This is a genomic window from Legionella londiniensis (assembly GCF_001467825.1).
Lineage (GTDB): Bacteria > Pseudomonadota > Gammaproteobacteria > Legionellales > Legionellaceae > Legionella_A > Legionella_A londiniensis.
This window is the reverse complement of the sequence record NZ_LNYK01000033.1, coordinates 126591-149165: the sequence shown is the minus strand read 5'-3', so window position 1 is coordinate 149165 and position 22575 is coordinate 126591. Positions and strand designations below refer to the sequence as shown.

Here is a 22575-nt window from a genome sequence, read left to right as displayed (position 1 = left end):
TCTACTCATAGCCAATTAGCTTTTTTAATGCTGGAATAATGAGCGTGATGGGCGCTTGTGTTTTGACTGTGATTTCAACGGTACATAAAGTTCCGTTACTGATCTCAAGCTCGGGTCCCTGAGAGGAGGTCCATTTATATCCGCTGACGGTTGGCGCTTCGTGAAGATCAACCCTCACAAATAGCTGTGGCCCGGATTTGGTAAAATCCTCAACCAGTTTTTGGTTTTCGAGCACGCCCATCATTCCCTCGACGCTGCTTGGGAAGCGGGCGACTTGTGTGACTTCGCCGATGATGCTGCCAAATTCCTGTTTTTTTACAGTAGAGGGAACAATATGCGCTTGCATGCCGGGCTTAATGTTTTTTCCTTCTGCTGCCGGAACATAGACTGCCGCATCTACAACTTCGGCATGCCCCTCGATATCCAATACTGTTTCGCCGTGTTTGACAATGGCGCCGGGTTTGCCAATCACTTCAATGACGCGGCCATCGACTGGACTGTCGACTGTGCTTGTTTCTTCAAATTGGCGTTTTGCCGCGGTATAGTCTTGTGTGGCCTGAAGAAGTTTATGATGCAATTCACGTAAACGCGCCTGATTTTGTTCCAAACGCCTTTCTGCTTCGATTTTGTTTTCCGCCATCTTGCTGGCAATGGCGTCTCTTTCCTGCAGTTCTTTATAATAGCGGCTTTTTAAATCAGCAAGCTCTTGCTTGCTGATAGCGCCGCCTCCGACCAGTTTTTCGCGTGCTTCTATCGCATCTTTTAAAAATTTAATATGTAAGTTGGCGTTTTTTAAATCCTTTTTCCAATTTTCTTGCAGTTCCAGGTTATGCTTGCTCTCAAGCAATAGATCCCTTGCTAAAAATGCTTTTAATTCTTCATATTGTTTTTTGATTGCGAGCATTTGTTGGCGTTTGTTGGATACCTCAAGGCGTAATATCGGCATGTCAAGCTGGGCAACAACCTGTCCTTGCTTTACATGATCGCCAATTTGGGCATAAATCTGGCTGATTCTCCCTTCAGCTTCTGCGACTGCATCATAAATTTGCTGCCCGCGGCTCACCAGGATGCCATTGCCATGTATTCTGGTAGCAATAGTGCCGAAAAACCCCCACCCTAAAGCCACAAGCAATAAACTCAGCAATACTGCAAGAACCAGCCAATTCAGCGGAGACACAATGCGAAAGAGTTGATCCAGCCTTTCAGGGTCATTGAGTCGCTCCAAACTTTTTTGCCGAAAGAGTGCCATTTTTAAATCAATTTTTTGTATTTATTATGTTTAGTATTGTAAACCTATTATGAAATAGCAACTAAAATGCATTGATGAGAGGCAGGAAATATGCAATGGTTTTAAAAAGCGCTGGCATAGGGCGGAAGGTGCGTGATAAGTTATTTTAAGGTTTCCTGATTGCGTTCACTTGCATGCTCATCTATTTCATGGAGCTTCGCCGCAGAATTTTGTCTATTTTTGCCGCATTCTTTATTGCTTTTATGATTTATTTTTGGAAAGCAAACGAGCTTTTTCAGTTTGTCATCATGCCCTTGTTAAAAACATTGCCTCTGCAAAGTGAATTGATTGCCACAAGCATCACATCGCCCTTATTTATTCCCTTGAAACTTGCGGCCAATGCCGCCTTATTCACGGTTGCCCCACTGGTTTTGTACCATATATGGCAGTTTGCCCATTCTGCTTTATATCGCAATGAGCGTATTTATTTGTTTTTTCTGACAGGCATCAGCTTATTGCTCTTTTGCCTTGGGGGATTATTTTGTTTTTATATTGTTTTGCCGTTCATGCTGCAATTTTTCGTCAATGCGCTTCCTGATGGTGTTCGTTTGCTGCCGGAAATGGCTTCTTCTGTCGATTTCATTACGCGCATGATATTGGTGTTTGGATTTTCTTTTGAGATTCCTTTGCTTTGTTTATTTGTCGTACGCATGGGGATATGCGGGGTGGATGCCTTAAAAACGATTCGCCCTTATGTCATCGTTGCGGCATTTACCTTGGGCATGCTGTTAACACCGCCTGATGTTTTTTCGCAAGTCATCCTGGCTGTGCCCTTGTGTATTTTGTATGAATTAGGTCTCTTATTGTCGGTTATTATGGACAAAATTGACCTGAAAAGGATTAATTCTTTGGATTAAGATCTTTTTTTCCTTCGTCCGCCTCATAGGCTTTATCAGCGATTGCTGCTTTTTTTAAATTATCCTCTAGCTGCTGCTTGTTGAGTTCTTCCTGCCATGCTTTGCCTAATTGCTGTTGCAGCCGATTAATCCATGCGATAAATTGGCCAATATGCCTGGCAAGCATGGGTAGTTTTTTGGGACCGAATGCCAGCAAAGCCACTGCAAGGATGATGAATAATTCACTGCTGCTCATTTTTGTGGTCATCATCATTTAACGCGCGGCGAAAATTTTTGATTGCCGAGCCTAGATCTGAGCCGATGGTTTTGATTTTATTGGCTCCGAATAACGCAATTATAATCAGTAAAATCAACAGTAAAGATAATGGGCTGACGCCGCTTAATCCCATGATGCCTCCTTGTGTTTGTTGTTAACTACCATGAATATCGATTAACTGCCATTATGATTTTTACGCTGCAAAAGCGCAATCATGCCTCCAGCCAGTGCGCTGCTCACCGCGAAGACAATGAGTTTTTCATGTGTCAGTAAATCCAAATAGGCAATGCCCGCAAAGGTCATTAAAGCCCAAAAAATCCCAAAGCCCAGGCCACGATACCAGCTGTTCTTCATGGAACGGGTTAAATTGTTGTTGTCCATTCTTTCCAGGCGGCGGATTTTTTCTTCTTTGCTCAAAGCTAACACTTCATTAACCAGCCGGGGGAGATGGGGAAGTTCGTCAATGAAAAAGGGCAGGTTTTCACGAAGATTTTTGAGAAATTTCTTAGGCCCCATCTGTGCACGAAGCCAGTCTTCAAGAAACGGTTTGGCAGTCGTCCAGAGGTCGAGCTCCGGGTAAAGCTGGCGGCCCAAGCCTTCCACGGCTAACAATGTTTTTTGCAAGAGGACAAGTTGGGGCTGAACTTCCATATGAAAGCGCCTTGCCACCTGAAATAACTGCACGACGACCAATGCAAAAGAAATGTCTTTCAGGGGTTTTTCAAAAATTGGTTCACAGACTGTGCGGATTGCCATTTCAAAATCCTCAACCCGGGTATCCCGCGCCACCCAGCCTGATTCAATGTGTAGTTTGGCAACCCGGTGATAATCCCGGTTAAAGAAAGCGACCAGGTTTTCGGCAAGATACCGCTTGTCCCTATCGCTTAACGTCCCGATAATGCCAAAATCAATACAAATATATTGCGGATTTTCGGGATGCTCATACGAAACAAAAATATTCCCAGGATGCATGTCGGCATGGAAGAAACAATCACGAAACACCTGGGTGAAAAAAATTTCAATGCCTCTTTCGGCCAATTTTTTGATATCGATATTGTAAGCCTTAAGCGTGCTGACATCTGTCACCGGGATGCCGTAAATCCGCTCCATGACCAGCACATTTTCCCGCACATAATCCCAATATACTTCAGGAATATAAAGTAACGGCGAATCCGTAAAATTACGCCGCAATTGGCCGGCATTTGCTGCTTCGCGCTGTAAATCGAGTTCATCAAGCAGGCTGTTTTCAAATTCTCTGACAATTTCTTTGGGCTTGAAGCGTTTGCTTTCCGGCCAGTAGCGGTCCGCAAGTACGGCTATAGTATGCAAAATGCCCAAATCCTGCTTGATAACTTTATGGATATTAGGGCGAAGTACCTTAACCACGACATCTTCGCCGCTTTTAAGGGTTGCCGCATGGACTTGGGCGATAGAAGCGGAAGCCAATACTGCCGTATCAAATGATTCAAATATGTCGCTGACCGGGCGGCCAAAAGCCGACTCGACTATTTCCAGCATTTTTGCACTCGGAAAAGGCGGCACCTTATCCTGCAGTTTGCAAAGTTCCATGGCAATATCAGGAGGTAAAATATCAGGACGGGTGGATAATGCCTGACCAAACTTGACAAAAATAGGACCCAACTCTTCGAGCGATATTCGTAATGCGGCTCCTCGACTGAGTTGATTGCGGCGAAACCAATTCCATGGGTTGAGAAAAACAACAAAACGAAACCAGCTGAATAAGCCGATAGTAACAATCAGCTGATCAAGGCCGTTTTTAGCCAGGATATAGTTAATGTAAATTAAGCGGATGAGTTGCCTAAAAGATTTCATCGTTAACCGTTAGTTGATTAATATGCGCTGCCAAACGTTCAACTTGTAATGCCAATTCATCAACATCGGCAAAGAAATCTTCTATTTCTTCCCGAGGCGGGAAAAGGCGTAGTTCTTCTTGCAGGTATTCAATTAAATTTTGCTGCATCGACTTGCTGACCTGATTTTTAAATGCCAACCCGCGGCGCACAAAAGAACCCAGTTGATGAGCCACAACATCTCCTGTAAATTGCGCAAGATGCCCTTCCCAGTCGATATCAATTTCATCGAAGAGTTTTTTTACTTCCCGTCCAAGCTCTGCGTCACCTATGATGGTGATTTGATCGTTGAATAATGAGCGGACTTTTGAAGCCGGTAATAAACTTAAACGGATCAACCCAAGGGGGCTGCTTAGAATGGTTGTATCAACTGATCCTTCATAATCGGCCAGTAACTGAATTTCATAATCTGCAAAATGGATAAAAAAATGAACATTTAAAGGTGCAATGACTATTTTGATAACTTTACCATGCAGCGCCCGAATCCGCTCTGGTCTTGTTTCGTCAAAAAGCAGAATCTGGTTAATCGCTTTTTGTAAGGCATTCAGGGTGTATTTCTTGATCATAACCTTCTCAATATTTATAAGCTGTATGCAATGCAACGATACCGCCGGTTAAATTATAGTATTGGCAATCCTCAAACCCTGCCTGTTCAATCATGGTTTTTAGCGTTTCCTGTGGCGGATGCATGCGGATAGATTCGGCAAGGTATTGATAACTTTGCGCATCGTTTGCTACAAGCTGGCCTATTTTGGGTAAAATTTGAAAAGAATACCAGTCATAGATAGGTCTTAACCCGGGAAAATTGGGCGTTGAAAACTCAAGGACAAGCAGTTTGCCGCCTGGCCTGCAAACCCGGAACATGGAGCGCAGCGCTTGATTTTTATCGGTGACATTACGCAAACCAAAAGCCATGGTAATGCAATGGAAAGTGTTGTCTTGAAAGGGAAGGGATTGCGCGTTGGCCTGGACATACTCGATGTTGGTGAATAATCCTTCATCAAGAAGCCTGTCCCGCCCGACAGCCAGCATTGCTGAATTGATGTCAGCAAGGACAACTTGTCCTGAATCGCCAATTTTTTGACTCAACAAACGGGTTAAATCCCCGCTGCCGCCAGCCAGGTCAAGAACCTTGTCGCCTGGTTTAACGCGGCTTAGCTCTACGGTAAAACGTTTCCATAAACGATGGATCCCAAGAGACATGAGATCATTCATGAGGTCGTAGTTTTTTGCAACAGATTGGAAAACACTGCGCACTTTTTTTTCTTTTTCCTCCCAATCAACGGTTTGGAAACCAAAATGCGTCGTTTTTTGCTCTCTGGCCATAAGTCGTATACCCTTGGATTATGTTTGATGACCTGGATCATCTCAACGATAGGGCTAATCTTAACCGATATGCGCCGGTAAACCCAATTAATTTAATGAAATTGCATGCTCATTTTTTCAATGAACGGGCAGTTGAATATCAAACTTCCCGACCCCAATTAAAGTCTGGTTTGTTCATGAATTTGGCATATAATTTTATTTTTATTCGAGATCACCATGTGGCTAGTCATCACTGAAACCATAGCTCCTTTAGTCAGCCTGTTTGTTTTTGTATTGGGCACCGGATATTTTGCCACGCTCCTGGCTTTAATTATGACCTTGAATCAGGCGCCAACGCTGGCCGTTGGCGCTATGACGGGGATTTTTTATGCGGGCCTTGTGTTTGGTTCATTTCGGATAGAACGGTTTATTTTCCGCGTTGGCCACATTCGGGCATATGCCGCATTCTCTTCTACTCTCGCAGCAATTTGCTTGCTGCATGGCATGATATACAGCTTGTGGTTTTGGATGATCCTCAGGTTTATTGCCGGTTTTGTCACGGCTGGATTATTTGTGGTTATTGAAAGTTGGCTGCTGTGCAAAAGCACAAGAATTAACCGCGGGCAGGTACTATCTCTTTACATGATAGTGTTTTATGCCGCCCAGAGCCTTGGTCAGTTTTTTTTGACTTTTGGCGATCCTGCAACGTTGTATTTGTTTGCGGTCTCTTCAATTTTATGCTCCTTATCCATTCTTCCCCTGGCCATGACCCATGTTCGTTCGCCGCAATATGAGGAGCCTTCAACATTAAGCTTGACCAAACTTCTTGATTATTCTGCATCCGGATTGTTGGGCTGCTTTAGCGCAGGGTTAATCATGGGGGCAATCTATGGTTTATTGCCTTTATTTTTAAATAATGTCTTTCATAACAAGGCGCATGTGGCTCAGCATATGTTTGCTGTGATTATGGGAGGTATGTTGCTCCAGTATCCGGTGGGAAAACTGTCTGACATTATCGAGCGGCGCCTGGTATTGATTATGATTGCCATGGCGACAATTTTGACTTCAACCGCAGTCTTTTTTCTGCCCAAGGATACCTGGCTGTTTTTTGCTGTAATAGCCTTATTCGGCGGGTTGACCTTTACCATTTATCCCATCAGCATCGCTCATGCCTGCGATACGCTGGATACGGCGGATATTGTCGCCGGCACACAAAGTCTGTTGCTTGCATACAGCATCGGCGCCATGGTTGGCCCCTTTGTTGCGCCTTTATTCATGCACCTAATGGATGGGTATGGGTTATTTATTTATTTCATTGGCATCTGCTTATTGACAATTCCCGTATTTATCATGCGTAAAGTTCATAAAGCTGATACACCGCAAGAGGATCCAATCCTGTTGATTCCACAAACATCGCCTATCTTGCTGGAACTTGATCCGAGAAGCGGAACAGAATGAAACGAACATGGAGCCTTGCTCACGCGGACGGGGCTAACCTCCAGGTCGATTACAGTTCCTGGGCGCGCGGAGTCCCTGAGTCTATCACATCTGCTTCAGGGTCAGGGTCTAGCATGGGATCGGATTCATCAGCATCTTCTTCATCGTCTTCGTCGTCGCCATTATTGTCCTGTATGGCTGGATGGTCGCTATTATCAGGAATTGCCAAGGGCGCGGCATCATTTTCCGGGCTTTCCATGGATTTGATATCGGCTTGCAAGCCATAGGCATAAGCAGCGGGCAGGGTATAAAAGAAAGCAAGACCGGCCAATGCCAGAAAAAAGGCAATGATTTTTTTCATATCGGCTCCTCTAGAAAGTAATGTGTTTCAGGCTATTTCTATTCCGGCCAAGCGCCAGGCTAAAGCGCTGAACATGCTTGCAGAAAGGCAATTTCATCAGGCATTTGCTGTAAGCGCTGTGCCTGCCAGAGACATTCTGCCAGAAGCTCCATGAGCTTGTGTTCAAGATCATGGAAATCAGTATAGCGTATCTGCAGTTTTTGGAATATATCCTTTATGCCTTGCGGCCTGTCTGTGGCTATTTGGTCGCGAATTGCAAGATGAAGCCCCAGGTGCAAAAAAGGATTGCTTTGCCCAAGCTCGGGAAAAAAAGGCATATCTCCGGGTTTTTTTTCCAGTAAGGCGTGGTATTCGGGATGTTCAAGAATAACGGCAGCTATCTGCTCTTCCAAAGGCAGCAACGGTTTCTTTTGCAAATACTTTAACCAGCTGGTGTAAAACATTTGCCGCGTATCTTCAATAGTATTGCCATAAAACATAGTTGAATTCACTTCTTTAAATTATTAAATATCAAGTTTGTAAGCGGCGCTGCTTCTTACCGGCTTAACATTGACAAATGGCCATAAGTTATGCGATAGTATCATTGCGAGGTTGGACTTGCTATGTGTCATTCCACTGGGTCAATTGGCGACACACTGATTGGCCCTTTCTTTTTTATGAGCATTCAAATCTGAGTGCATATCAATTTAATCCCCAAAGCAATCATTAACAGGCCGCTTAGCAGCTCTACGCATCGCCATACAATGGTTTTGCTCAGCCACTTGGCGCATAGCCGCGTTAAAATGGTCAAGGCAGCAAACCACAAAAAGCTGGACGAGAGCACACCCAGTAAGAAAGCCTGCTGATGACCAGGAAACTGGCTGCTGCTTCCGCCAATTAAGATTAAAGTATCGATAATGGCGTGAGGATTAAGCAGGCTAAAGCCCAGAGCCAGAAGAATGATTTTACCGCGGCTTACTGTTTGCTGCTGGATCTGCTGATGGGTTTTCCCCTGTGATTTCCATAGGGCGTGCTTTAAATTCAAAATCGCGTAATAAAAAAGGAAAATACTGCCTGCCCATGCCATCCACGAGCGTAAAGCCGGGTAATGCTCCAAAATGTGATGCAATCCCGCAATACTCGCAGTAACCAGGATAGCATCACAAATAAAACATACTGCAGCCGATAATATGGCGTGCTTTCGCAATGCGCCCTGGCGAATCAAAAAAATATTTTGCGGACCAAGGGTCGTAATCAAAGAAAGGCCTAATATCAATCCACTCAAGTAAACATGCATGTTGTTTAGCCGCGCTGCCAGTTAAAATAGCTCAATTATCGCACAGTATGGGTGGTTTTCAAATGATTTAGGCTGTCTATCGGATAAATTCTTCCATATAAAAAAACAACATTGCAGACCAAGGCTTAGCGGTATAAAATGCGTACCTTCTGTCCTGCCAAAGATTACCCAATGATTTTCAAGTTTAAGGAGGGAGCGTGGGCTCTTTGTTAATTAACAATACAATTGCCTTGTATTTTTTGACATTTATATTGGCAATTTTTGCGCCGCTGCAAGCTGCTGATGCTGAAAAGAAAGATGAGTTTCGCTGGGTGGATCCGCTGGTGGATGGATTTTACCCTGAATATCCGCCAACCAAGCCTGCGTCGGGTGAAGAAGAAAAGCTAATCAAGCGTGGAGAATATCTCGCCAAACTGGGCGATTGCATTGCCTGCCATACTGATGTGAAAGGCGGCACTCCGGCTTTTGCGGGCAGGCTGCCCATTAATACGCCTTTTGGTACAATTTACAGTCCTAATATCACCCCTGATAAAAAAACTGGCATTGGCAACTGGACGGAAAAAGATTTTATTCGCGCGGTTAAAGAAGGCCGCGATCCTAAAGGGCGCAATTACTTTCCTGTTTTCCCTTATGTTTTTTTCTCGAATATCACCGATGATGACGCCCGCGCATTGTATGCGTATTTCATGAGCATCCCCCCTGTGGAGCTGGAAAATAAACCTCAGCCATTTCCCTTCAATGTTCCAGGTTCCCGTTTGGGGATGTGGGGCTGGAATCTCTTATTCTTTTATCCGCGGGATGAATTAAAGTACAATCCTGAGCGTTCAGCCGAATGGAACCGCGGCAAGTATATTGTTGATGGCCTGGGTCATTGCAGTATGTGCCACACGCCATTAAACATTTTGGGCGCTCCTAAAGACCGCTATTACCTGACTGGCTCATTCGTGGATGGATACTGGGCGCCCAACATTACGAAGTTCGGCCTTGAGTCAGCGAGCCGCTATGATGTAGCCGATGTCTTTATCAAAGGGGAGCTTATCAATCTCGCGGGCCCTGTAGCAGGCCCTATGGCGGAAGTGAATCACAACAGTTTAAGTTACCTGACCCGTGAAGATCAGCTGGCGATCGCCACTTATTTAAAAACAGTAGTCAGTGAAGAACCGCTGGGTATTTCCCCTTCTGAAAAGCAACCAACCTTGAAGCGCGGCAAGCAAGTCTATGTGAATACCTGCATCATTTGCCATCAAGATGGCAAAATGGGAGCCCCTGTAATTGGCAACGGTCCCGGTTGGTTCATGCGCCTTAAGGACAGCGGTTTGACTGGCCTCTATCGGCATGCCATTCATGGTTACAACAGCATGCCGGTGCGCGGAGCCTGCGTTACCTGTTCAGATAACGATATCATTGCTGCGGTAGATTATTTGCTGAATAAATCACTGTCTCGCTCGCAATGGCTGGATTTAAAAGCCGGCGGGGCACAAAAGTTTCCTGCCAGCGGCAAGGATATATACCATGAAAATTGCGCTGTATGTCACGACGCAGGTAAATTGGGTGCGCCAAAAATTGGCGATAAGGAAGTCTGGAAACCGTTAATCGCTAAAAATATGGACGTTTTAATTGAAAACACCATAAAAGGCGCGCATCATCCGCACAATGGCGGCTGCAAGCAATGTTCTACGGGAGAGATCATTGAGGCGGTCAAATATATGGTCAGCCAATCCAAAACAGAAGGTAACTATACCTTATGGTAAAGCGGCAAATAGCTCAATTTAGCCTGGAAATTTGGCCAATTTGGCAGATCAAATGATTAAAATGATAAAAAATTAAAAAATATTGCGAGGGCGGGAATGTTAAAGAGGTTAAACATCTGCAAACAAATGATCTTGATTGGCGTGTTTGTCTTTGCAAAGCCATTGTTTGCTGCAGCTGATAACTGGCAGATGAATATGTACAGAGGCGTGACTCCGCTCAGCCATGATATGTATGATTTGCATATGATTGCCATTGTTATTTGCGCAATTATCGGCATTGTTGTATTTAGCGTGATGATTTATTCTTTGATTCATCACCGTAAGTCCAAAGATTATCAACCGGCTTCATTTCATGATAATACCAGGCTGGAAATCGTCTGGACCGTCATTCCTTTTCTCATCCTGGTAGGTCTTGCTATCCCCGCCACCCGTGTCCTGATAAAGCTTGAAGACAGCAGTGAATCCGATGTCACAATTAAAGTGGTTGGTTATCAATGGAAATGGCAATATCAATATTTGGATCAGGGCATCAGCTTTTTCAGCAATCTCTCAACGCCCTACGCGCAAATCCAAAATCAGCAGCCCAAGGGGCAATGGTATCTTCTGGAAGTTGATAAGCCGCTGGTTGTGCCGGTTCATCAAAAAATCCGTTTTCTCGTGACTTCAAACGATGTTATTCATTCCTGGTGGGTGCCGGAACTCGGCGTAAAACGCGATGCAATCCCCGGTTTTATGCATGAAGCCTGGGCACGAATTGAAAAACCGGGTGTTTACCGCGGGCAATGTGCAGAGCTTTGCGGTATCAACCATGCCTACATGCCTATAGTGGTACAGGCGGTCAGTGAAGAGGAGTTTGAGCAATGGGTGGCAAATCAAACCAAGGTTGCTGACCGGTATGCACAAACAGAAGCCACGCCTGCAGCACAAAAAGTCATGAGCCGTGCGGAGCTGATGAAAGAAGGAAAAGAAAAATATGATTTGTTATGCGCTGCATGTCATAAGGCTGATGGCACTGGAATTCCCCCTATGTTTCCCCCGTTAAAGGGCAGCTCGGTTGCTGTGGGCAAGCCGATTTCGCGGCATATCAATATTGTGCTCCACGGCGTTCCTGGCACGGCCATGCAGGCATTTAAAGATCAATTGAGCGATGAAGAAATTGCCGCAATTGTTACCTACGAACGCAATGCCTGGGAAAACAATACCGATGATGAAATTCAGCCAGCCGATGTCGCCAAGTTAAGAGAAGGAGACGGTCAGCAGCCAAAAATGGTTAAAAAAGCTCAAGTTGGAGGTTTGCGATGAGCCAGGGTTTAGTGCACGAAGTAGAACATGAAGATCATGGCCCGGAACAGGGCAAAGGGGTGATTGGCTTTGCCAAACGTTGGTTGTTTACCACCAACCATAAGGATATAGGCACCTTGTATTTGTGGCTCGCAATGTTGAGCTTTTTTGTCGGCGGCGGCATGGCTTTAATTATCCGCGCCGAGCTTTTCCAGCCAGGTCACTTACTGGTGGATCCAAACTTTTTCAACCAAATGACGACCCTGCATGGGCTTATCATGCTGTTTGGCGTTGTCATGCCTGCATTTACAGGCTTGGCAAACTGGCAGATCCCCATGATGATCGGTGCGCCGGATATGGCATTGCCGCGCTTGAACAACTGGAGTTTCTGGATTTTGCCTTTTGCATTTTTACTGTTGGCATCCACGATGTTTCACAGCGGCGGCGGTCCGAATTTCGGCTGGACAATGTATGCGCCATTGTCTACCAAATATGCGCCGCCCAGCACTGACTATATGATTTTTGCCATTCATATGATGGGACTTTCCTCCATTATGGGTTCAATCAATATTATCGCAACCATCTTAAACATGCGTGCTCCTGGCATGACCTTAATGCGAATGCCAATGTTTGTGTGGACCTGGTTGATTACGGCGTTTTTATTGATAGCCATCATGCCGGTGCTTGCCGGCGCTGTGACCATGATGCTGGCGGATCGCCATTTCGGAACCAGTTTTTTTGAGGCTGGCGGAGGCGGTGATCCTGTGCTGTTCCAGCATGTGTTTTGGTTTTTTGGCCACCCGGAAGTATATGTCCTTGTTTTGCCTGCGTTCGGGGTTGTGTCTGAAATCATTCCTACGTTCAGCCGCAAACCATTATTCGGTTATCACTTTATGGTTTATGCGACCATCAGTATTGCGCTGTTGTCGTTTATCGTCTGGGCTCACCATATGTTCACCACCGGCATTCCGCTTGGGGCAGAGCTCTTTTTTATGTATGCGACCATGCTGATTGCGGTCCCCACCGGCATTAAGGTATTCAACTGGGTCGGTACCATGTATAAAGGCTCCATGACATTTGAAACGCCCATGCTGTTTGCCGTTGCTTTTGTGTTTTTGTTTACCATTGGCGGCTTTACAGGCCTGATGCTTGCCCTGGTTCCTGCTGATTATCAATATCAGGATACCTATTTTGTTGTGGGACATTTCCACTATGTATTGGTGCCAGGCGTTGTTTTTGCCTTATTGGGCGCTATCTATTATTGGCTGCCAAAATGGACAGGGCGCATGTATAGCGAGCGGCTCGGCAAATGGCATTTCTGGTTGTCGGCTATTTCGGTAAATCTGCTGTTTTTCCCAATGCACTTTTTGGGGTTAGCGGGGATGCCGCGTAGAATTCCTGACTATGCCTTGCAGTTTACCAATTTTAATGTCATTGCCACAATCGGTGCATTTATTTTTGGTTTTTCGCAGTTACTGTTTTTAATCAATGTCATACGCACAGTTCGTGGCCGTGGTGAAAAAGTTGGCAATAAGGTTTGGGAAGGTGCGTACGGCCTGGAGTGGACACTGTCCTCGCCGCCACCCTACCACAGCTTCACAACGCCGCCTAAAATACATTAAGAGCAGCCATGCCGCATAAGAGTCATACCAAGTTGATATCTGTTTTAGCCGTTGTTGTGGTTGGGATGTTTGCTTTTGGATTTGCATTGGTTCCCATCTATAACAGCCTTTGCAAGGCACTAAATATAAACGGCAAAACAAACCCAGAAGCAGCAGCGTATGATCCGAACACTAAAATTGCCACAAGCAGGAAGGTTACGGTTGAGTTCGTTGCTACAAACCACGGCAGTGTCCCTTGGGCGTTTTATCCTAAAACGAAAAAAATAAAAGTCCATCCTGGAGAAATAGCGAAATTGTCCTTTTATGCTGAAAACAAAAGCGGCCATACAATGACCGTGCAAGCAATTCCAAGCGTGACTCCAGGTGTGGCAGCAAAATACTTAAAAAAGACAGAGTGTTTTTGTTTTGCCCAGCAAACATTAAATGGCCATGAGGCTATGGACATGCCGTTGCTGTTTCACCTGGATCCGGATTTGCCGGAGCACGTGAAAACGATTACTCTGGCCTATACGCTGTTTGATGTAACAGACAAAGCCAAACGATAGCATTTATCCAGCATTTAAAACCATAAACAGGATTCAATTTTAAAAGAGATAAAACAGGAGAAAGATGAATTATGGGAGACCATGGCACTTATTATGTTCCGAAGCCCAGTCATTGGCCATTGGTTGGATCCATTGGTTTAACCACCACACTTGTAGGCGCAGCCTCCTGGCTGCACGCCGACTGGTACGGTCCTTATATTTTCACCCTGGGCTTGCTGATCATGGCATTTATGATGTTTGGCTGGTTCGGCCAAGTCATTTATGAAAATGAAAAAGGCTTATATGATTTGCAGGTTGACCGTTCTTTCCGCTGGGCGATGGGCTGGTTCATTTTCTCTGAAGTATGTTTTTTTGGCGCTTTTTTCGGCGCATTATTCTTTGCCAGGTTTTGGTCAGTGCCGGTATTGGGCGGAGAAATGCATCCCATCACTCATATTACGCTTTGGTCTGATTTTAAAGCGAATTGGCCTTTACTAATCAACCCGGACAACCAGGAATTTGTCGGCGCTCATGAAGGCATGGGCGCATGGGGATTGGCCGCAATCAACACTTTAATTTTGTTGACTTCCGGCGCAACCATAACCTGGGCACACTGGGCATTGAAACTAAATAAGCGCCGCCAGCTGGTTATTGGATTAGGGCTTACCATAGCGCTTGGAGTTCTCTTTTTATTCTTGCAGGCACATGAATATTATGAAGCTTATACAGAAATGAATTTAACACTGGATGCCGGCATCTATGGAACTACTTTTTTTATGCTAACCGGGTTTCATGGTTTGCACGTGACTATTGGCACCATCATGCTGATCGTGATTTTGGGGCGCGCCTTACGGGGTCATTTTACCCCTGAGCGGCATTTTGCTTTTGAAGCTGCAGCCTGGTATTGGCATTTTGTGGATGTGGTCTGGTTATTTTTATTTGTTTTTGTGTACTGGCTATAATAAACGGCAAGCCAGGAAGCTGCTTTGCCAAGAAGCAGCTTCCCTTATTTTAGGCAATATGAAAAAGCACTGTTGGCAGCAAATAGAATTGTCCGGTTTTTCTAATATCTTCTTGTAAACAAGGAGGTATAGATGAGTCGGACAATTCACGTGCTACAGATCCGGACAATTTATTTGTCACCTACAGTAATATGAAAAAGCACTCGCTATTTTCTTGACCTTGGTATATAATATAATTACTTGTCATCCTTCCGCATAATTGGTTAAGCCTTGTTTTTTCGTGATCTCCCTCCTTTGAAGTTTAAAGCAGCGTTTGGTTCGCGTTCCCTACATGTGTTTTCTATTTGTGCTGCAAGATGCAAGTGTGTTATTTAATTTAATTTTGGAAAGTAGAAATGTCTGTTAAAGAAACCGGCCACGTAAAGTGGTTTAATGATGATAAAGGCTACGGCTTCATCAGCCGTGATAATGGTGAAGATGATGTATTTGTTCATTTTCGCTCAATTGTCAGTTCAGCTTCGCGCAAAACCCTGTCAGAAGGCCAAAGGGTAGAATTCGTAGTAACCAAGGGACCGAAAGGTCTGCAGGCTGAAGAAGTAACTGCCGCCTGATTATCTTTTTTATTGCCCATTCTTTCTTGAAAACATGCAGGACGACTGATAGTTCAAGAGAGGATGGGATTATCGTTCCTATTGCGTCAATGCCCGCACCATAAACCTTGTAAGATTTCCACGGTTCTTAATATAACTTACTGGTAAATTCACTTCATCCCGGTATAATGATTGTATCTTACATAAGTGCCAGGATGCAGGATGCTAAGATTCCTTTTTTTTGTGCTTGCCTTTCTGCTGCTAAGCAACACGGCCTTTAGCAATGATCCATATCCTTCATACCCCTTAACGTCCTGCGATAAAACGCCAGGCATGGCAGATTCCCATGTCCTGGCATTAAGCTGGCTGCCAGCTTTTTGTGACGCACACGGATACGAGGCAGGATATGCCGAATGTCTTGACCTGCCGCCTGAATCTTTTCACGCAAAAAATTTAGTGTTACATGGGTTATGGCCTAATGAGGCGAGTTGCGGGATGGATTATAATTTTTGCGATGCAGAGATTAAGGCAAACCATTGTGATTATCCATCGCTTTCTTTGCCGTCTTCCATATCCAAAGAGTTGCAAATGCTGATGCCTAGTTATGCATACGGCGGCTGCCTTGAGCGGCACGAGTGGCATAAACATGGCAGTTGCCAGTTGCTGCCTGTCAGTCAATATTTTGCGCTTGCCTTGCGCCTGACACGTGAAGCAGTCAATTCTCCCTTTGGGAATTATCTTAGTCGCCACTCTGGAAAAAAGGTTAAGAAAGATGATTTGCTAAAGATTCTGGAACAATCATTTGGAAAGAATACAACGCAAAAAATATATTTAGGCTGTAGAAACGGGATGCTGGTTGATGTTTATATTAATTTACCAGCGCTGATACCCTATGACGCAGATCTAAAATCTCTGGTACAAAAAGCGGATAAATATAAAAAAACGGGCCAGTGTCCAAAGACCATACTGATTTCAGATTTTACGGCCAAGACTTTGCGGGGCATTGCCTCTTAGAGCCTCCCTGCAGCCGAAGGCTTCGGGATTTTACCCGTGTGCTTGCACAGCGACAGGACTTCCTCTAATGTAATGAAGTGATGACAACAGGATAAATGGTATGCGGCGACAGATTTTCATCTTTTTATGCCTTGGATTTTTATTTCTGCAAGGCTGTACTCACCGGACACCGCAAGTTACGCCAGAGGGAAAGAGAATTGAGCAGATAAAATCGGTGCCTTCATTTGCGCACGTCAATATTAAAGGATTGTTCGATGTCAATTTGAAGGGAGGCTATGCCAGGCCACAGGTGATTTTACGCGGAGATCCACGCGATTTGGCAGGTACTACCGTATCGGTCAGGAATCAGACTTTGCTGGTTCATCTGGGCGAAGGTTATCCTGATTTTGGCCGGATTACAGTTGAAATTCATGCGAAAAATATTCAGTCATTTTCTTATCAGGGCACAGGTGTTATCAATATCAGCCGAATCAATACGCCCTCACTTGATTTATTCATTGACAACAAGGGAAAAACAACAATCAAAGGCGGCATTGGCTTACGTAAAGTGGATATTAAAGGGGGAGGATATACTCAAATTGATACCATTTACGGCAACCAAATTGAATTAAGCCTTGCTGGAAATTCTAAAATGCAGTTAACTGGCAAGGCTGATATCCGCAAAATTGAATTGAGTGAGGGCGCATTTTTAAGTTTTTATTGGGTAAACAGTAAAAATCTTTGTATTCGCGCCAAAGGAGAGTCATTTTTGCAGCTTGCCGGGATTGCCGAGCGAATGAATGTTGAACTTTTTGACAAGGCTCATTTTAACGGCCGTTATTTGCGCGCAAAGCGTGCCTTTGTCAAAACCTTTGGCCAATCAAGGGCTGAAATTTCGGCGGTCAACCGCCAGCGCACACTGGCTAGTGATGGCAGCGATATTTATTTTTATAACATTCCTGAGATGCGTGCTGATTTTATGGCCTTCAACGGCTCTGTACTTGATATGCGCGATTGGCGCATGCCTTTTTTACAGGAATATGACCGCTACAATAAGTGAGCAAGGCATTCAGGCATTTTCCCTGACTCTGGCTATGATGGTATCGATATCGCCATCCAGAGGCAATACGTGGGCCGAATGGTTAAGCCAGTGGATGCGCGCATTCCCCAGGTCGCTAAATATTTTTTCTATCTGTCGTGAATTGATGACTTTGTCAAATTTGCCTAAAAATACATCCACCGGGCAGGATGGCTTGTTAAACCTGAACTCCTGAATCAGGTTGAGCACTTCTATGATGGAAGTCAGTGGCAGCTGGCGGTAAGCAAGCTCCGCAAATCGGTGGCTAAAAAGGTTGCCGGCTCGATTGCGCAGGTACTGAAATCCCAGGCGATGTAAAATGCGCGCAAGCCTAAGGTAAGGCGGAATATTTAATTGCAGCGCAAGAGCCGGAGCCAGTAAATACAAACGTCTGACAGGAAAAAGCGTGCTTAAATGACAGGCCAGTAACCCACCTAAAGAGAGCCCCATAACATCGATTTCTTCGTACTCATTCTGCAAGCTAGAGAGTGCGTTTTCTGAAGCCCGCAGCCAGTCCTTCGCTTCTGCCCTGGCAAAAGCCTCTAGCGTCTCGCCATGTCCCGGCAGAACGGGGCAAACCACGGCGTCATACATGCCGATTAAGGCCGGTGAGAGTTCGCGGAATACAGCAGGCGATGAAGAAAAGCCATGCAACAGGAGTAATGCCCGCTCTCTGCCAGCCAGACGCTGATCGATGCTCTTTAACAGATGCGCATCATCCGGGCTTAATATCCCAATTGTTTTTCCGCGCCACAGATATCGAAAATCATGTATGTTCATCCAAGCTCTCTATTGGCAAAAAATTTTGCAAAGAAAATGAAAAAATATGCGCCCACTTATTATCTTTGAAGCATTAAAGGTTATAGTATACATTAATGATGCACCTAAATTGTACGATTAACATGCAACTGCGTATGCCTCTGTCTATAATTAATTATAAATGATTTGAATCCAAGCCGGAGATTTTTCCTATGCCTAACGGTGATCAAGACCCTAAAAACAACCCAAGCCAGGAGAACCAGAATATTGCTCCAAATAAAGACGCGCAAAATGAACAGACGGTAAGCGATGTGCCAAAGGATGAGGCTGTCAAAGAACAACAAAACAAGGATGAGCAATCGAAACAGGAAGAAGCGAAGAAAGAAGAAGAAAAAAAGAAAAGCACGCCTTTATATACCCCAGAATCAAAAGATAATACAGAAGACGTCAATAAAAAAGCAAAAAAGGATGAGGAAGAAGAGAAGAAAAGTGAGACCCTTGGTGCTTTAGCCTCAGCAGCCCAAGGCCTTAGTCCTGATGTAAAAGCGCTGCTTGAAACAATGGATATGGTAGCAAAGGCATTTGAGGAGTTGGGCGATGTAATTGCCGAGAAAACAGGCATTAAGCAAAAACTAAAATCACTTCAAGATCAGATTGTACAAAAAATTGTAGATGGCGTTAAAAGTATATTTCAAAAAAATGATAAAGGAATGGAAAACGCCGAGATGAAAGAGGAGGAAAAACAAATAAAAAAAGAAGAAAAAGAACAACAACAAGAGCAGGAAGAAGAAACCCAGGACGAAGTAAAAAAGAAAACGCCTGAAGCCAACGACGGACCAGGAGGTGTAGTGGAAGAGCAGGATGAGGTTGCCAACAAGACCCCAGGGGAATCACAACAACAGCAAACTGTGGAAATGGAAAGCAATCCAGACCTTTCACAGTCGAAAACCGCAAGCACTATAGAAAATAGCGACATAGCCGGTGAAGAAGTTAATCTGAGTCAAGATAAAAAAAGTTCTCAGCAATTGGATAACATGACTCCCTTGTCCAGTACAGAGGGAGTTCCGGGCAAAAATAACGGCCAAACTCAAGAGGTGATGGCTAAAAATGATGAAACGGTCAATGAACAAAAACAAGCCCAGCAACAACAGCAGCAACCCCAGCAGCAACAAACCAGCGAGGTTTCCAACTCTCCAAACGCACCTGTCGGGTGAGGGATGATATCTCTATTTGGATCAATCAGTGCTCCAGGAGTTTGTGCGGCATGCTTTCGAGCTTGCCGGCCTGGGTGATCAGGACATAGTTCAGCTTGCGCTGCAGCTCGCTGATGGAGTCTGCGCCGGCGTAGGTTAAACCGGAACGTAAACCGCCGATGATATCGGCGATGATGTGATCCGCTTCGGCACGATAGGGAACCTCAGTTGCAACGCCTTCTGCTGTTTTCCATTCATGCATTTGTCCTAAAAAATCTTCCTGTGCTTCGCGCGATGCCATGCCGCGATAATATTTAACTTGCGTGCCGTCATCGCGGGTAATGACTTTCCCAGGCGTCGGATCAGTGCCTGCCAGCATGCCGCCAATCATTACAAAATCTGCGCCGAATGCTAAAGCCTTGACGATATCTCCCGAAGTGCGGATGCCGCCGTCAGCTACAATGGAGCGGTCAGTTCGCGCGCAATCCTGGATGCAGGTCAGCATGGGGACGCCAAAGCCTGTTTTAATGCGGGTGCTGCAGACTGAGCCGCCGCCAATGCCTGCCTTGATGATATCAGCGCCACATGAGGCGAGATAATCAGCTCCTGCATAGGTGGCCACATTTCCGGCCATGATGCAGCGGCTGCCTAATAGTTGACGAAGATTTTTTAATGTTTTTCCAACGTATTTGGCATGGGCATGCGCCACATCCACGCAAAAATAGTCAGCGCCCGCATCACGTAAGGCTTCCGCGCGCTCCAGTTCGGCATCACTGCAACCGATAGATACAAACACCGGTCCCACGCATGCCTTAAATTCGCGGATGTTATCCTCAATGCTTAAAAAACGATGCAAAGCGCCAATACCGCCTTTGGAATACATGAAATTGGCCATTTTGCTTTCAGTGATGGTATCCATGTTGGAACTGATGACAGGAAGCTCTAAGGTAAGCTTGCCTCGACGGTCTGTCATGCTGATATTGACCACACGTCTTGATTCATGGTGGTTGTAAGAGGGCACGAGTAATACGTCATCGAAGGTAATGGCATGACTTGACATGATGATTCCTAAAGCATTGATACTGTAAAAAATGGCAAAAAATTATAACATATCCTTCTGAGGTAAAGAAACTGCCTGTTTTTTTGATGGCAGGCTGCTCATATACTTACAAATTCTCGGCGGCAAAATAGGCAAGCCTTGAACGTTCACCGCGGGTCAAATTCATATGGGCGCTGTGTTGCCAATGTTTAAATCGATCCACTGCGAAAGTCAGCCCCGAAGTGGTCTCGCTCAGATAGGGTGTGTCAATTTGTTTGATGTCACCCAGGCATACAATTTTACTGCCGGGACCTGCGCGGGTTACCAAGGTTTTAATCTGTTTTGACGTGAGGTTTTGAGCTTCATCTATGATGATGAAGCGATTTAAAAAGGTGCGGCCTCTCATATAGTTTAAAGAGCGGATCTTGATTTTACTCTGCAGCAAGTCCTGGGTTGCGTTTCGGCCAAAGCTTCCTCCTTCCTGCGCGCTATGCAAAACTTCAAGATTATCCATCAAGGCCCCCATCCATGGGGTCATTTTTTCTTCTTCCGTTCCCGGCAGAAAACCAATATCTTCACCGACGGGAATCGTCACTCTGGTCATAATGATTTCAGTGTAACGCTTTAAATCCATGACCTGGACCAAGCCTGCCGCGATGGTTAGCAGGGTTTTGCCGGTTCCTGCAGAACCCTGCAGGGTTACAAAATCAATATCCGGGTCAAGCAGCAAATTAAAGGCAAAATTCTGTTCGAGATTTCGGGCTGTTATCCCCCATACGGCATGCTTTTCCTGGGTATAATCCCGAGCCACCTCGACAACTGCCTGCCCTTCTTTGATATCACGCACAATGGCTTGAAATTCATCATTGGCCGTACTCAGGCAGTCATTGGGGTTCTCCAGTGATGGGTTAAAGGGCCGCTGATGCGATAAAAGGTTTTGCCGCTTTCCTGCCAGGCTTCCATATTTTTGCCATGGCTTTCCCAGAAGTCATTTTCAAGAATATGCAAGCCGCTATGCAAAAGATTAACATCATCAAGAACCTTGTCATTGTAATAATCTTCCGCGCGAATTCCGATGATGCCTGCCTTGATGCGAAGGTTAATATCTTTGGAAATAATAATGATTTGCCTGTCAGGGTATTTTTTCTGTAAGCCGACAGCTGTCGCCAAAAGGGTGTTGTCCACTTTATGCCCCGGCAGGGATGTCGGGCGCAAGGGCTCAAAGTCATCTGTTTGAAAAAAAAGCCTGCCGCTGCTTTTTACCTTTTCGGAATCAAGAAAATTGGGAATGGGTAACCCTGCGACTATTTGCTCATGGTTAGCCTTGCTCATGATTTCCACGAGCATGCGGTTGGTTTGGCGGACATTTCGAGCAAGTTCCGACAGGCCTGTTTTGTGATTGTCTAATTCTTCAAGGACAACCATCGGTAGATAAATATCATGTTCTTCAAACCGGAAAATAGCAGTGGGGTCATGCATTAAGATATTCGTATCCAGAACAAAAAGTTTTTTTCCCTGCGGTGATTGTTCCATGCGTCTACCTGTTTACGGCTGAAAATATCATTTTGATTAGGCTTCTGATCCCAGTCAAGTGCAGATTAAAGTTTAAATGTCCGAAGCTGTTATTCCAGATTGCTGCTGAAGGTTTTTAAGCGTTTGCAACACTTCCTGCGCATGCCCCTCCACTTTGACCTTGCGCCAGATGTGGCGAATAACCCCTTCAGGGTCAATGAGAAAGGTACTGCGCTCAATGCCGCGCACTTGCTTTCCGTACATGTTTTTCATTTTAATCACATCAAGCATCTGGCAAAGTGTTTCATCAGCATCACTGATTAATTCAAAAGGAAACTGCTGCTTGCGCTTAAAGTTTTCATGGGCTTGCAAACTGTCCCGGGAAATGCCAAAAATCACTGTATTCAAGGCGGAAAACTCAGGCCCTAAATCACGGAAATTCTGGCCTTCTGTCGTGCATCCTGGGGTGGCGTCTTTGGGATAAAAATATAAAATGAGCCATTGCCCGCGGTAGTCGGCAAGATTTCCCTGCAGATTGCCGGTGGCTGTAAAATGATAATTTGGTAATTTTTGACCTGTATCCATCTAAATATCTCCTGCATTGCCCGCACTTCATGCTA

23 protein-coding genes and 1 pseudogene are annotated in these 22575 nt (G+C 45.1%); 11 read left to right on the top strand and 13 right to left on the bottom strand.

Annotation, left to right across the window (positions count from 1 at the left end):
• Position 1: 1 nt before the first annotated feature.
• Positions 2–1249, bottom strand: a complete 1248-nt coding sequence (locus tag Llon_RS10070; RefSeq protein WP_058529930.1) for an NHLP bacteriocin system secretion protein — start codon at positions 1247–1249, stop codon at positions 2–4.
• Positions 1250–1422: 173 nt separating this feature from the next.
• Between Llon_RS10070 and tatC the strand changes: the two genes are divergently transcribed.
• On the top strand, positions 1423–2145 hold the full coding sequence (gene tatC, locus Llon_RS10065; protein WP_058529929.1) for a twin-arginine translocase subunit TatC: 723 nt from the start codon (positions 1423–1425) through the stop codon (positions 2143–2145).
• On the opposite strand, the gene Llon_RS10060 is transcribed toward tatC, so the two are convergent.
• The 5 genes from Llon_RS10060 to ubiE are packed head-to-tail and all read right to left on the bottom strand — an operon-like array spanning position 2129 to position 5598.
• A complete protein-coding gene (locus Llon_RS10060) occupies positions 2129–2380 on the bottom strand; it encodes a Sec-independent protein translocase subunit TatA/TatB (protein ID WP_058529928.1) in 252 nt (83 codons plus the stop codon). The genes tatC and Llon_RS10060 overlap by 17 nt on opposite strands.
• Entirely contained in the window at positions 2367–2534 is a 168-nt protein-coding gene (gene tatA / locus Llon_RS10055) for a twin-arginine translocase TatA/TatE family subunit (protein ID WP_058529927.1), read from the bottom strand. Before tatA ends, Llon_RS10060 begins: the two co-directional genes overlap by 14 nt.
• Before the next feature lie 41 nt (positions 2535–2575).
• Positions 2576–4234 carry a ubiquinone biosynthesis regulatory protein kinase UbiB gene (gene ubiB / locus Llon_RS10050; RefSeq protein ID WP_058529926.1) on the bottom strand — a complete coding sequence of 553 codons (1659 nt, stop codon included), beginning with the start codon at positions 4232–4234 and terminating at the stop codon, positions 2576–2578.
• Complete coding sequence (locus Llon_RS10045) at positions 4221–4838, bottom strand: ubiquinone biosynthesis accessory factor UbiJ (RefSeq protein WP_058529925.1); 618 nt, start codon at positions 4836–4838, stop codon at positions 4221–4223. The genes ubiB and Llon_RS10045 overlap by 14 nt, the downstream gene beginning before the upstream one ends.
• Positions 4839–4845: 7 nt before the next feature.
• Positions 4846–5598, bottom strand: coding sequence for a bifunctional demethylmenaquinone methyltransferase/2-methoxy-6-polyprenyl-1,4-benzoquinol methylase UbiE (ubiE, locus tag Llon_RS10040; RefSeq protein ID WP_058529924.1), 753 nt, complete (start codon positions 5596–5598; stop codon positions 4846–4848).
• Between the two features lie 216 nt (positions 5599–5814).
• Between ubiE and Llon_RS10030 the strand changes: the two genes are divergently transcribed.
• On the top strand, positions 5815–7035 hold the full coding sequence (locus tag Llon_RS10030) for an MFS transporter (protein WP_058529922.1): 1221 nt from the start codon (positions 5815–5817) through the stop codon (positions 7033–7035).
• A gap of 49 nt (positions 7036–7084) precedes the next feature.
• On the opposite strand, the gene Llon_RS10025 is transcribed toward Llon_RS10030, so the two are convergent.
• The 3 genes from Llon_RS10025 to Llon_RS10015 form a co-directional block, all read right to left on the bottom strand.
• The gene (locus Llon_RS10025; protein ID WP_058529921.1) at positions 7085–7375 is read right to left on the bottom strand and encodes a hypothetical protein; all 291 of its coding nucleotides are present in this window, start codon (positions 7373–7375) and stop codon (positions 7085–7087) included.
• Positions 7376–7434: 59 nt separating this feature from the next.
• Positions 7435–7854, bottom strand: coding sequence for a DUF1841 family protein (locus tag Llon_RS10020; RefSeq protein ID WP_058529920.1), 420 nt, complete (start codon positions 7852–7854; stop codon positions 7435–7437).
• A gap of 185 nt (positions 7855–8039) precedes the next feature.
• On the bottom strand, positions 8040–8651 hold the full coding sequence (locus tag Llon_RS10015; protein WP_058529919.1) for a LysE/ArgO family amino acid transporter: 612 nt from the start codon (positions 8649–8651) through the stop codon (positions 8040–8042).
• Positions 8652–8920: 269 nt separating this feature from the next.
• Here Llon_RS10015 and Llon_RS10010 point away from each other — a divergent pair, with 269 nt between their 5' ends.
• From Llon_RS10010 to Llon_RS09975, 8 genes are all read left to right on the top strand, one after another.
• Positions 8921–10402 carry a c-type cytochrome gene (locus Llon_RS10010; protein WP_237758319.1) on the top strand — a complete coding sequence of 494 codons (1482 nt, stop codon included), beginning with the start codon at positions 8921–8923 and terminating at the stop codon, positions 10400–10402.
• 96 nt (positions 10403–10498) lie between these two features.
• Positions 10499–11704 carry a cytochrome c oxidase subunit II gene (gene coxB, locus Llon_RS10005; RefSeq protein ID WP_058529917.1) on the top strand — a complete coding sequence of 402 codons (1206 nt, stop codon included), beginning with the start codon at positions 10499–10501 and terminating at the stop codon, positions 11702–11704.
• Positions 11701–13305 carry a cytochrome c oxidase subunit I gene (gene ctaD, locus Llon_RS10000; protein ID WP_058529916.1) on the top strand — a complete coding sequence of 535 codons (1605 nt, stop codon included), beginning with the start codon at positions 11701–11703 and terminating at the stop codon, positions 13303–13305. Before coxB ends, ctaD begins: the two co-directional genes overlap by 4 nt.
• Before the next feature lie 8 nt (positions 13306–13313).
• On the top strand, positions 13314–13850 hold the full coding sequence (locus Llon_RS09995) for a cytochrome c oxidase assembly protein (protein WP_058529915.1): 537 nt from the start codon (positions 13314–13316) through the stop codon (positions 13848–13850).
• Between the two features lie 71 nt (positions 13851–13921).
• Positions 13922–14791 carry a cytochrome c oxidase subunit 3 gene (locus Llon_RS09990; RefSeq protein ID WP_058529914.1) on the top strand — a complete coding sequence of 290 codons (870 nt, stop codon included), beginning with the start codon at positions 13922–13924 and terminating at the stop codon, positions 14789–14791.
• Positions 14792–15186: 395 nt separating this feature from the next.
• Positions 15187–15402, top strand: a complete 216-nt coding sequence (locus Llon_RS09985; protein ID WP_058529913.1) for a cold-shock protein — start codon at positions 15187–15189, stop codon at positions 15400–15402.
• 201 nt (positions 15403–15603) lie between these two features.
• Positions 15604–16395, top strand: coding sequence for a ribonuclease T2 family protein (locus Llon_RS09980; RefSeq protein ID WP_058529912.1), 792 nt, complete (start codon positions 15604–15606; stop codon positions 16393–16395).
• 100 nt (positions 16396–16495) lie between these two features.
• Positions 16496–17434, top strand: coding sequence for a GIN domain-containing protein (locus tag Llon_RS09975; RefSeq protein WP_058529911.1), 939 nt, complete (start codon positions 16496–16498; stop codon positions 17432–17434).
• 9 nt (positions 17435–17443) lie between these two features.
• On the opposite strand, the gene Llon_RS09970 is transcribed toward Llon_RS09975, so the two are convergent.
• A complete protein-coding gene (locus tag Llon_RS09970) occupies positions 17444–18232 on the bottom strand; it encodes an alpha/beta hydrolase (protein ID WP_058529910.1) in 789 nt (262 codons plus the stop codon).
• A 191-nt stretch (positions 18233–18423) separates the two neighbouring features.
• On the opposite strand from Llon_RS09970, the gene Llon_RS09965 reads away from it, so the two are divergent.
• The gene (locus Llon_RS09965) at positions 18424–19425 is read left to right on the top strand and encodes a hypothetical protein (protein ID WP_058529909.1); all 1002 of its coding nucleotides are present in this window, start codon (positions 18424–18426) and stop codon (positions 19423–19425) included.
• A 25-nt stretch (positions 19426–19450) separates the two neighbouring features.
• Here Llon_RS09965 and Llon_RS09960 read toward each other — a convergent pair whose 3' ends face one another.
• From Llon_RS09960 to Llon_RS09950, 3 genes and pseudogenes are all read right to left on the bottom strand, one after another.
• Positions 19451–20464 carry a guanosine monophosphate reductase gene (locus tag Llon_RS09960; protein WP_058529908.1) on the bottom strand — a complete coding sequence of 338 codons (1014 nt, stop codon included), beginning with the start codon at positions 20462–20464 and terminating at the stop codon, positions 19451–19453.
• A gap of 106 nt (positions 20465–20570) precedes the next feature.
• Positions 20571–21976: pseudogene (locus Llon_RS11875) on the bottom strand (PhoH family protein).
• Between the two features lie 72 nt (positions 21977–22048).
• Positions 22049–22540: a peroxiredoxin gene (locus Llon_RS09950; protein ID WP_058529907.1), complete on the bottom strand. Its 492-nt coding sequence runs from the start codon at positions 22538–22540 to the stop codon at positions 22049–22051.
• Positions 22541–22575: the final 35 nt, after the last annotated feature.

What these genes read in the sequence shown, in the direction of transcription:
- Llon_RS10070 (WP_058529930.1), bottom strand. Translation starts at nt 1,249, where the DNA reads ATGGCACTCTTTCGGCAAAAAAGTTTGGAGCGACTCAATGACCCTGAA.
- tatC (WP_058529929.1), top strand. Translation starts at nt 1,423, where the DNA reads ATGCTCATCTATTTCATGGAGCTTCGCCGCAGAATTTTGTCTATTTTT.
- Llon_RS10060 (WP_058529928.1), bottom strand. Translation starts at nt 2,380, where the DNA reads ATGAGCAGCAGTGAATTATTCATCATCCTTGCAGTGGCTTTGCTGGCA.
- tatA (WP_058529927.1), bottom strand. Translation starts at nt 2,534, where the DNA reads ATGGGATTAAGCGGCGTCAGCCCATTATCTTTACTGTTGATTTTACTG.
- ubiB (WP_058529926.1), bottom strand. Translation starts at nt 4,234, where the DNA reads ATGAAATCTTTTAGGCAACTCATCCGCTTAATTTACATTAACTATATC.
- Llon_RS10045 (WP_058529925.1), bottom strand. Translation starts at nt 4,838, where the DNA reads ATGATCAAGAAATACACCCTGAATGCCTTACAAAAAGCGATTAACCAG.
- ubiE (WP_058529924.1), bottom strand. Translation starts at nt 5,598, where the DNA reads ATGGCCAGAGAGCAAAAAACGACGCATTTTGGTTTCCAAACCGTTGAT.
- Llon_RS10030 (WP_058529922.1), top strand. Translation starts at nt 5,815, where the DNA reads ATGTGGCTAGTCATCACTGAAACCATAGCTCCTTTAGTCAGCCTGTTT.
- Llon_RS10025 (WP_058529921.1), bottom strand. Translation starts at nt 7,375, where the DNA reads ATGAAAAAAATCATTGCCTTTTTTCTGGCATTGGCCGGTCTTGCTTTC.
- Llon_RS10020 (WP_058529920.1), bottom strand. Translation starts at nt 7,854, where the DNA reads ATGTTTTATGGCAATACTATTGAAGATACGCGGCAAATGTTTTACACC.
- Llon_RS10015 (WP_058529919.1), bottom strand. Translation starts at nt 8,651, where the DNA reads ATGCATGTTTACTTGAGTGGATTGATATTAGGCCTTTCTTTGATTACG.
- coxB (WP_058529917.1), top strand. Translation starts at nt 10,499, where the DNA reads ATGTTAAAGAGGTTAAACATCTGCAAACAAATGATCTTGATTGGCGTG.
- ctaD (WP_058529916.1), top strand. Translation starts at nt 11,701, where the DNA reads ATGAGCCAGGGTTTAGTGCACGAAGTAGAACATGAAGATCATGGCCCG.
- Llon_RS09995 (WP_058529915.1), top strand. Translation starts at nt 13,314, where the DNA reads ATGCCGCATAAGAGTCATACCAAGTTGATATCTGTTTTAGCCGTTGTT.
- Llon_RS09990 (WP_058529914.1), top strand. Translation starts at nt 13,922, where the DNA reads ATGGGAGACCATGGCACTTATTATGTTCCGAAGCCCAGTCATTGGCCA.
- Llon_RS09985 (WP_058529913.1), top strand. Translation starts at nt 15,187, where the DNA reads ATGTCTGTTAAAGAAACCGGCCACGTAAAGTGGTTTAATGATGATAAA.
- Llon_RS09980 (WP_058529912.1), top strand. Translation starts at nt 15,604, where the DNA reads ATGCTAAGATTCCTTTTTTTTGTGCTTGCCTTTCTGCTGCTAAGCAAC.
- Llon_RS09975 (WP_058529911.1), top strand. Translation starts at nt 16,496, where the DNA reads ATGCGGCGACAGATTTTCATCTTTTTATGCCTTGGATTTTTATTTCTG.
- Llon_RS09970 (WP_058529910.1), bottom strand. Translation starts at nt 18,232, where the DNA reads ATGAACATACATGATTTTCGATATCTGTGGCGCGGAAAAACAATTGGG.
- Llon_RS09965 (WP_058529909.1), top strand. Translation starts at nt 18,424, where the DNA reads ATGCCTAACGGTGATCAAGACCCTAAAAACAACCCAAGCCAGGAGAAC.
- Llon_RS09960 (WP_058529908.1), bottom strand. Translation starts at nt 20,464, where the DNA reads ATGTCAAGTCATGCCATTACCTTCGATGACGTATTACTCGTGCCCTCT.
- Llon_RS09950 (WP_058529907.1), bottom strand. Translation starts at nt 22,540, where the DNA reads ATGGATACAGGTCAAAAATTACCAAATTATCATTTTACAGCCACCGGC.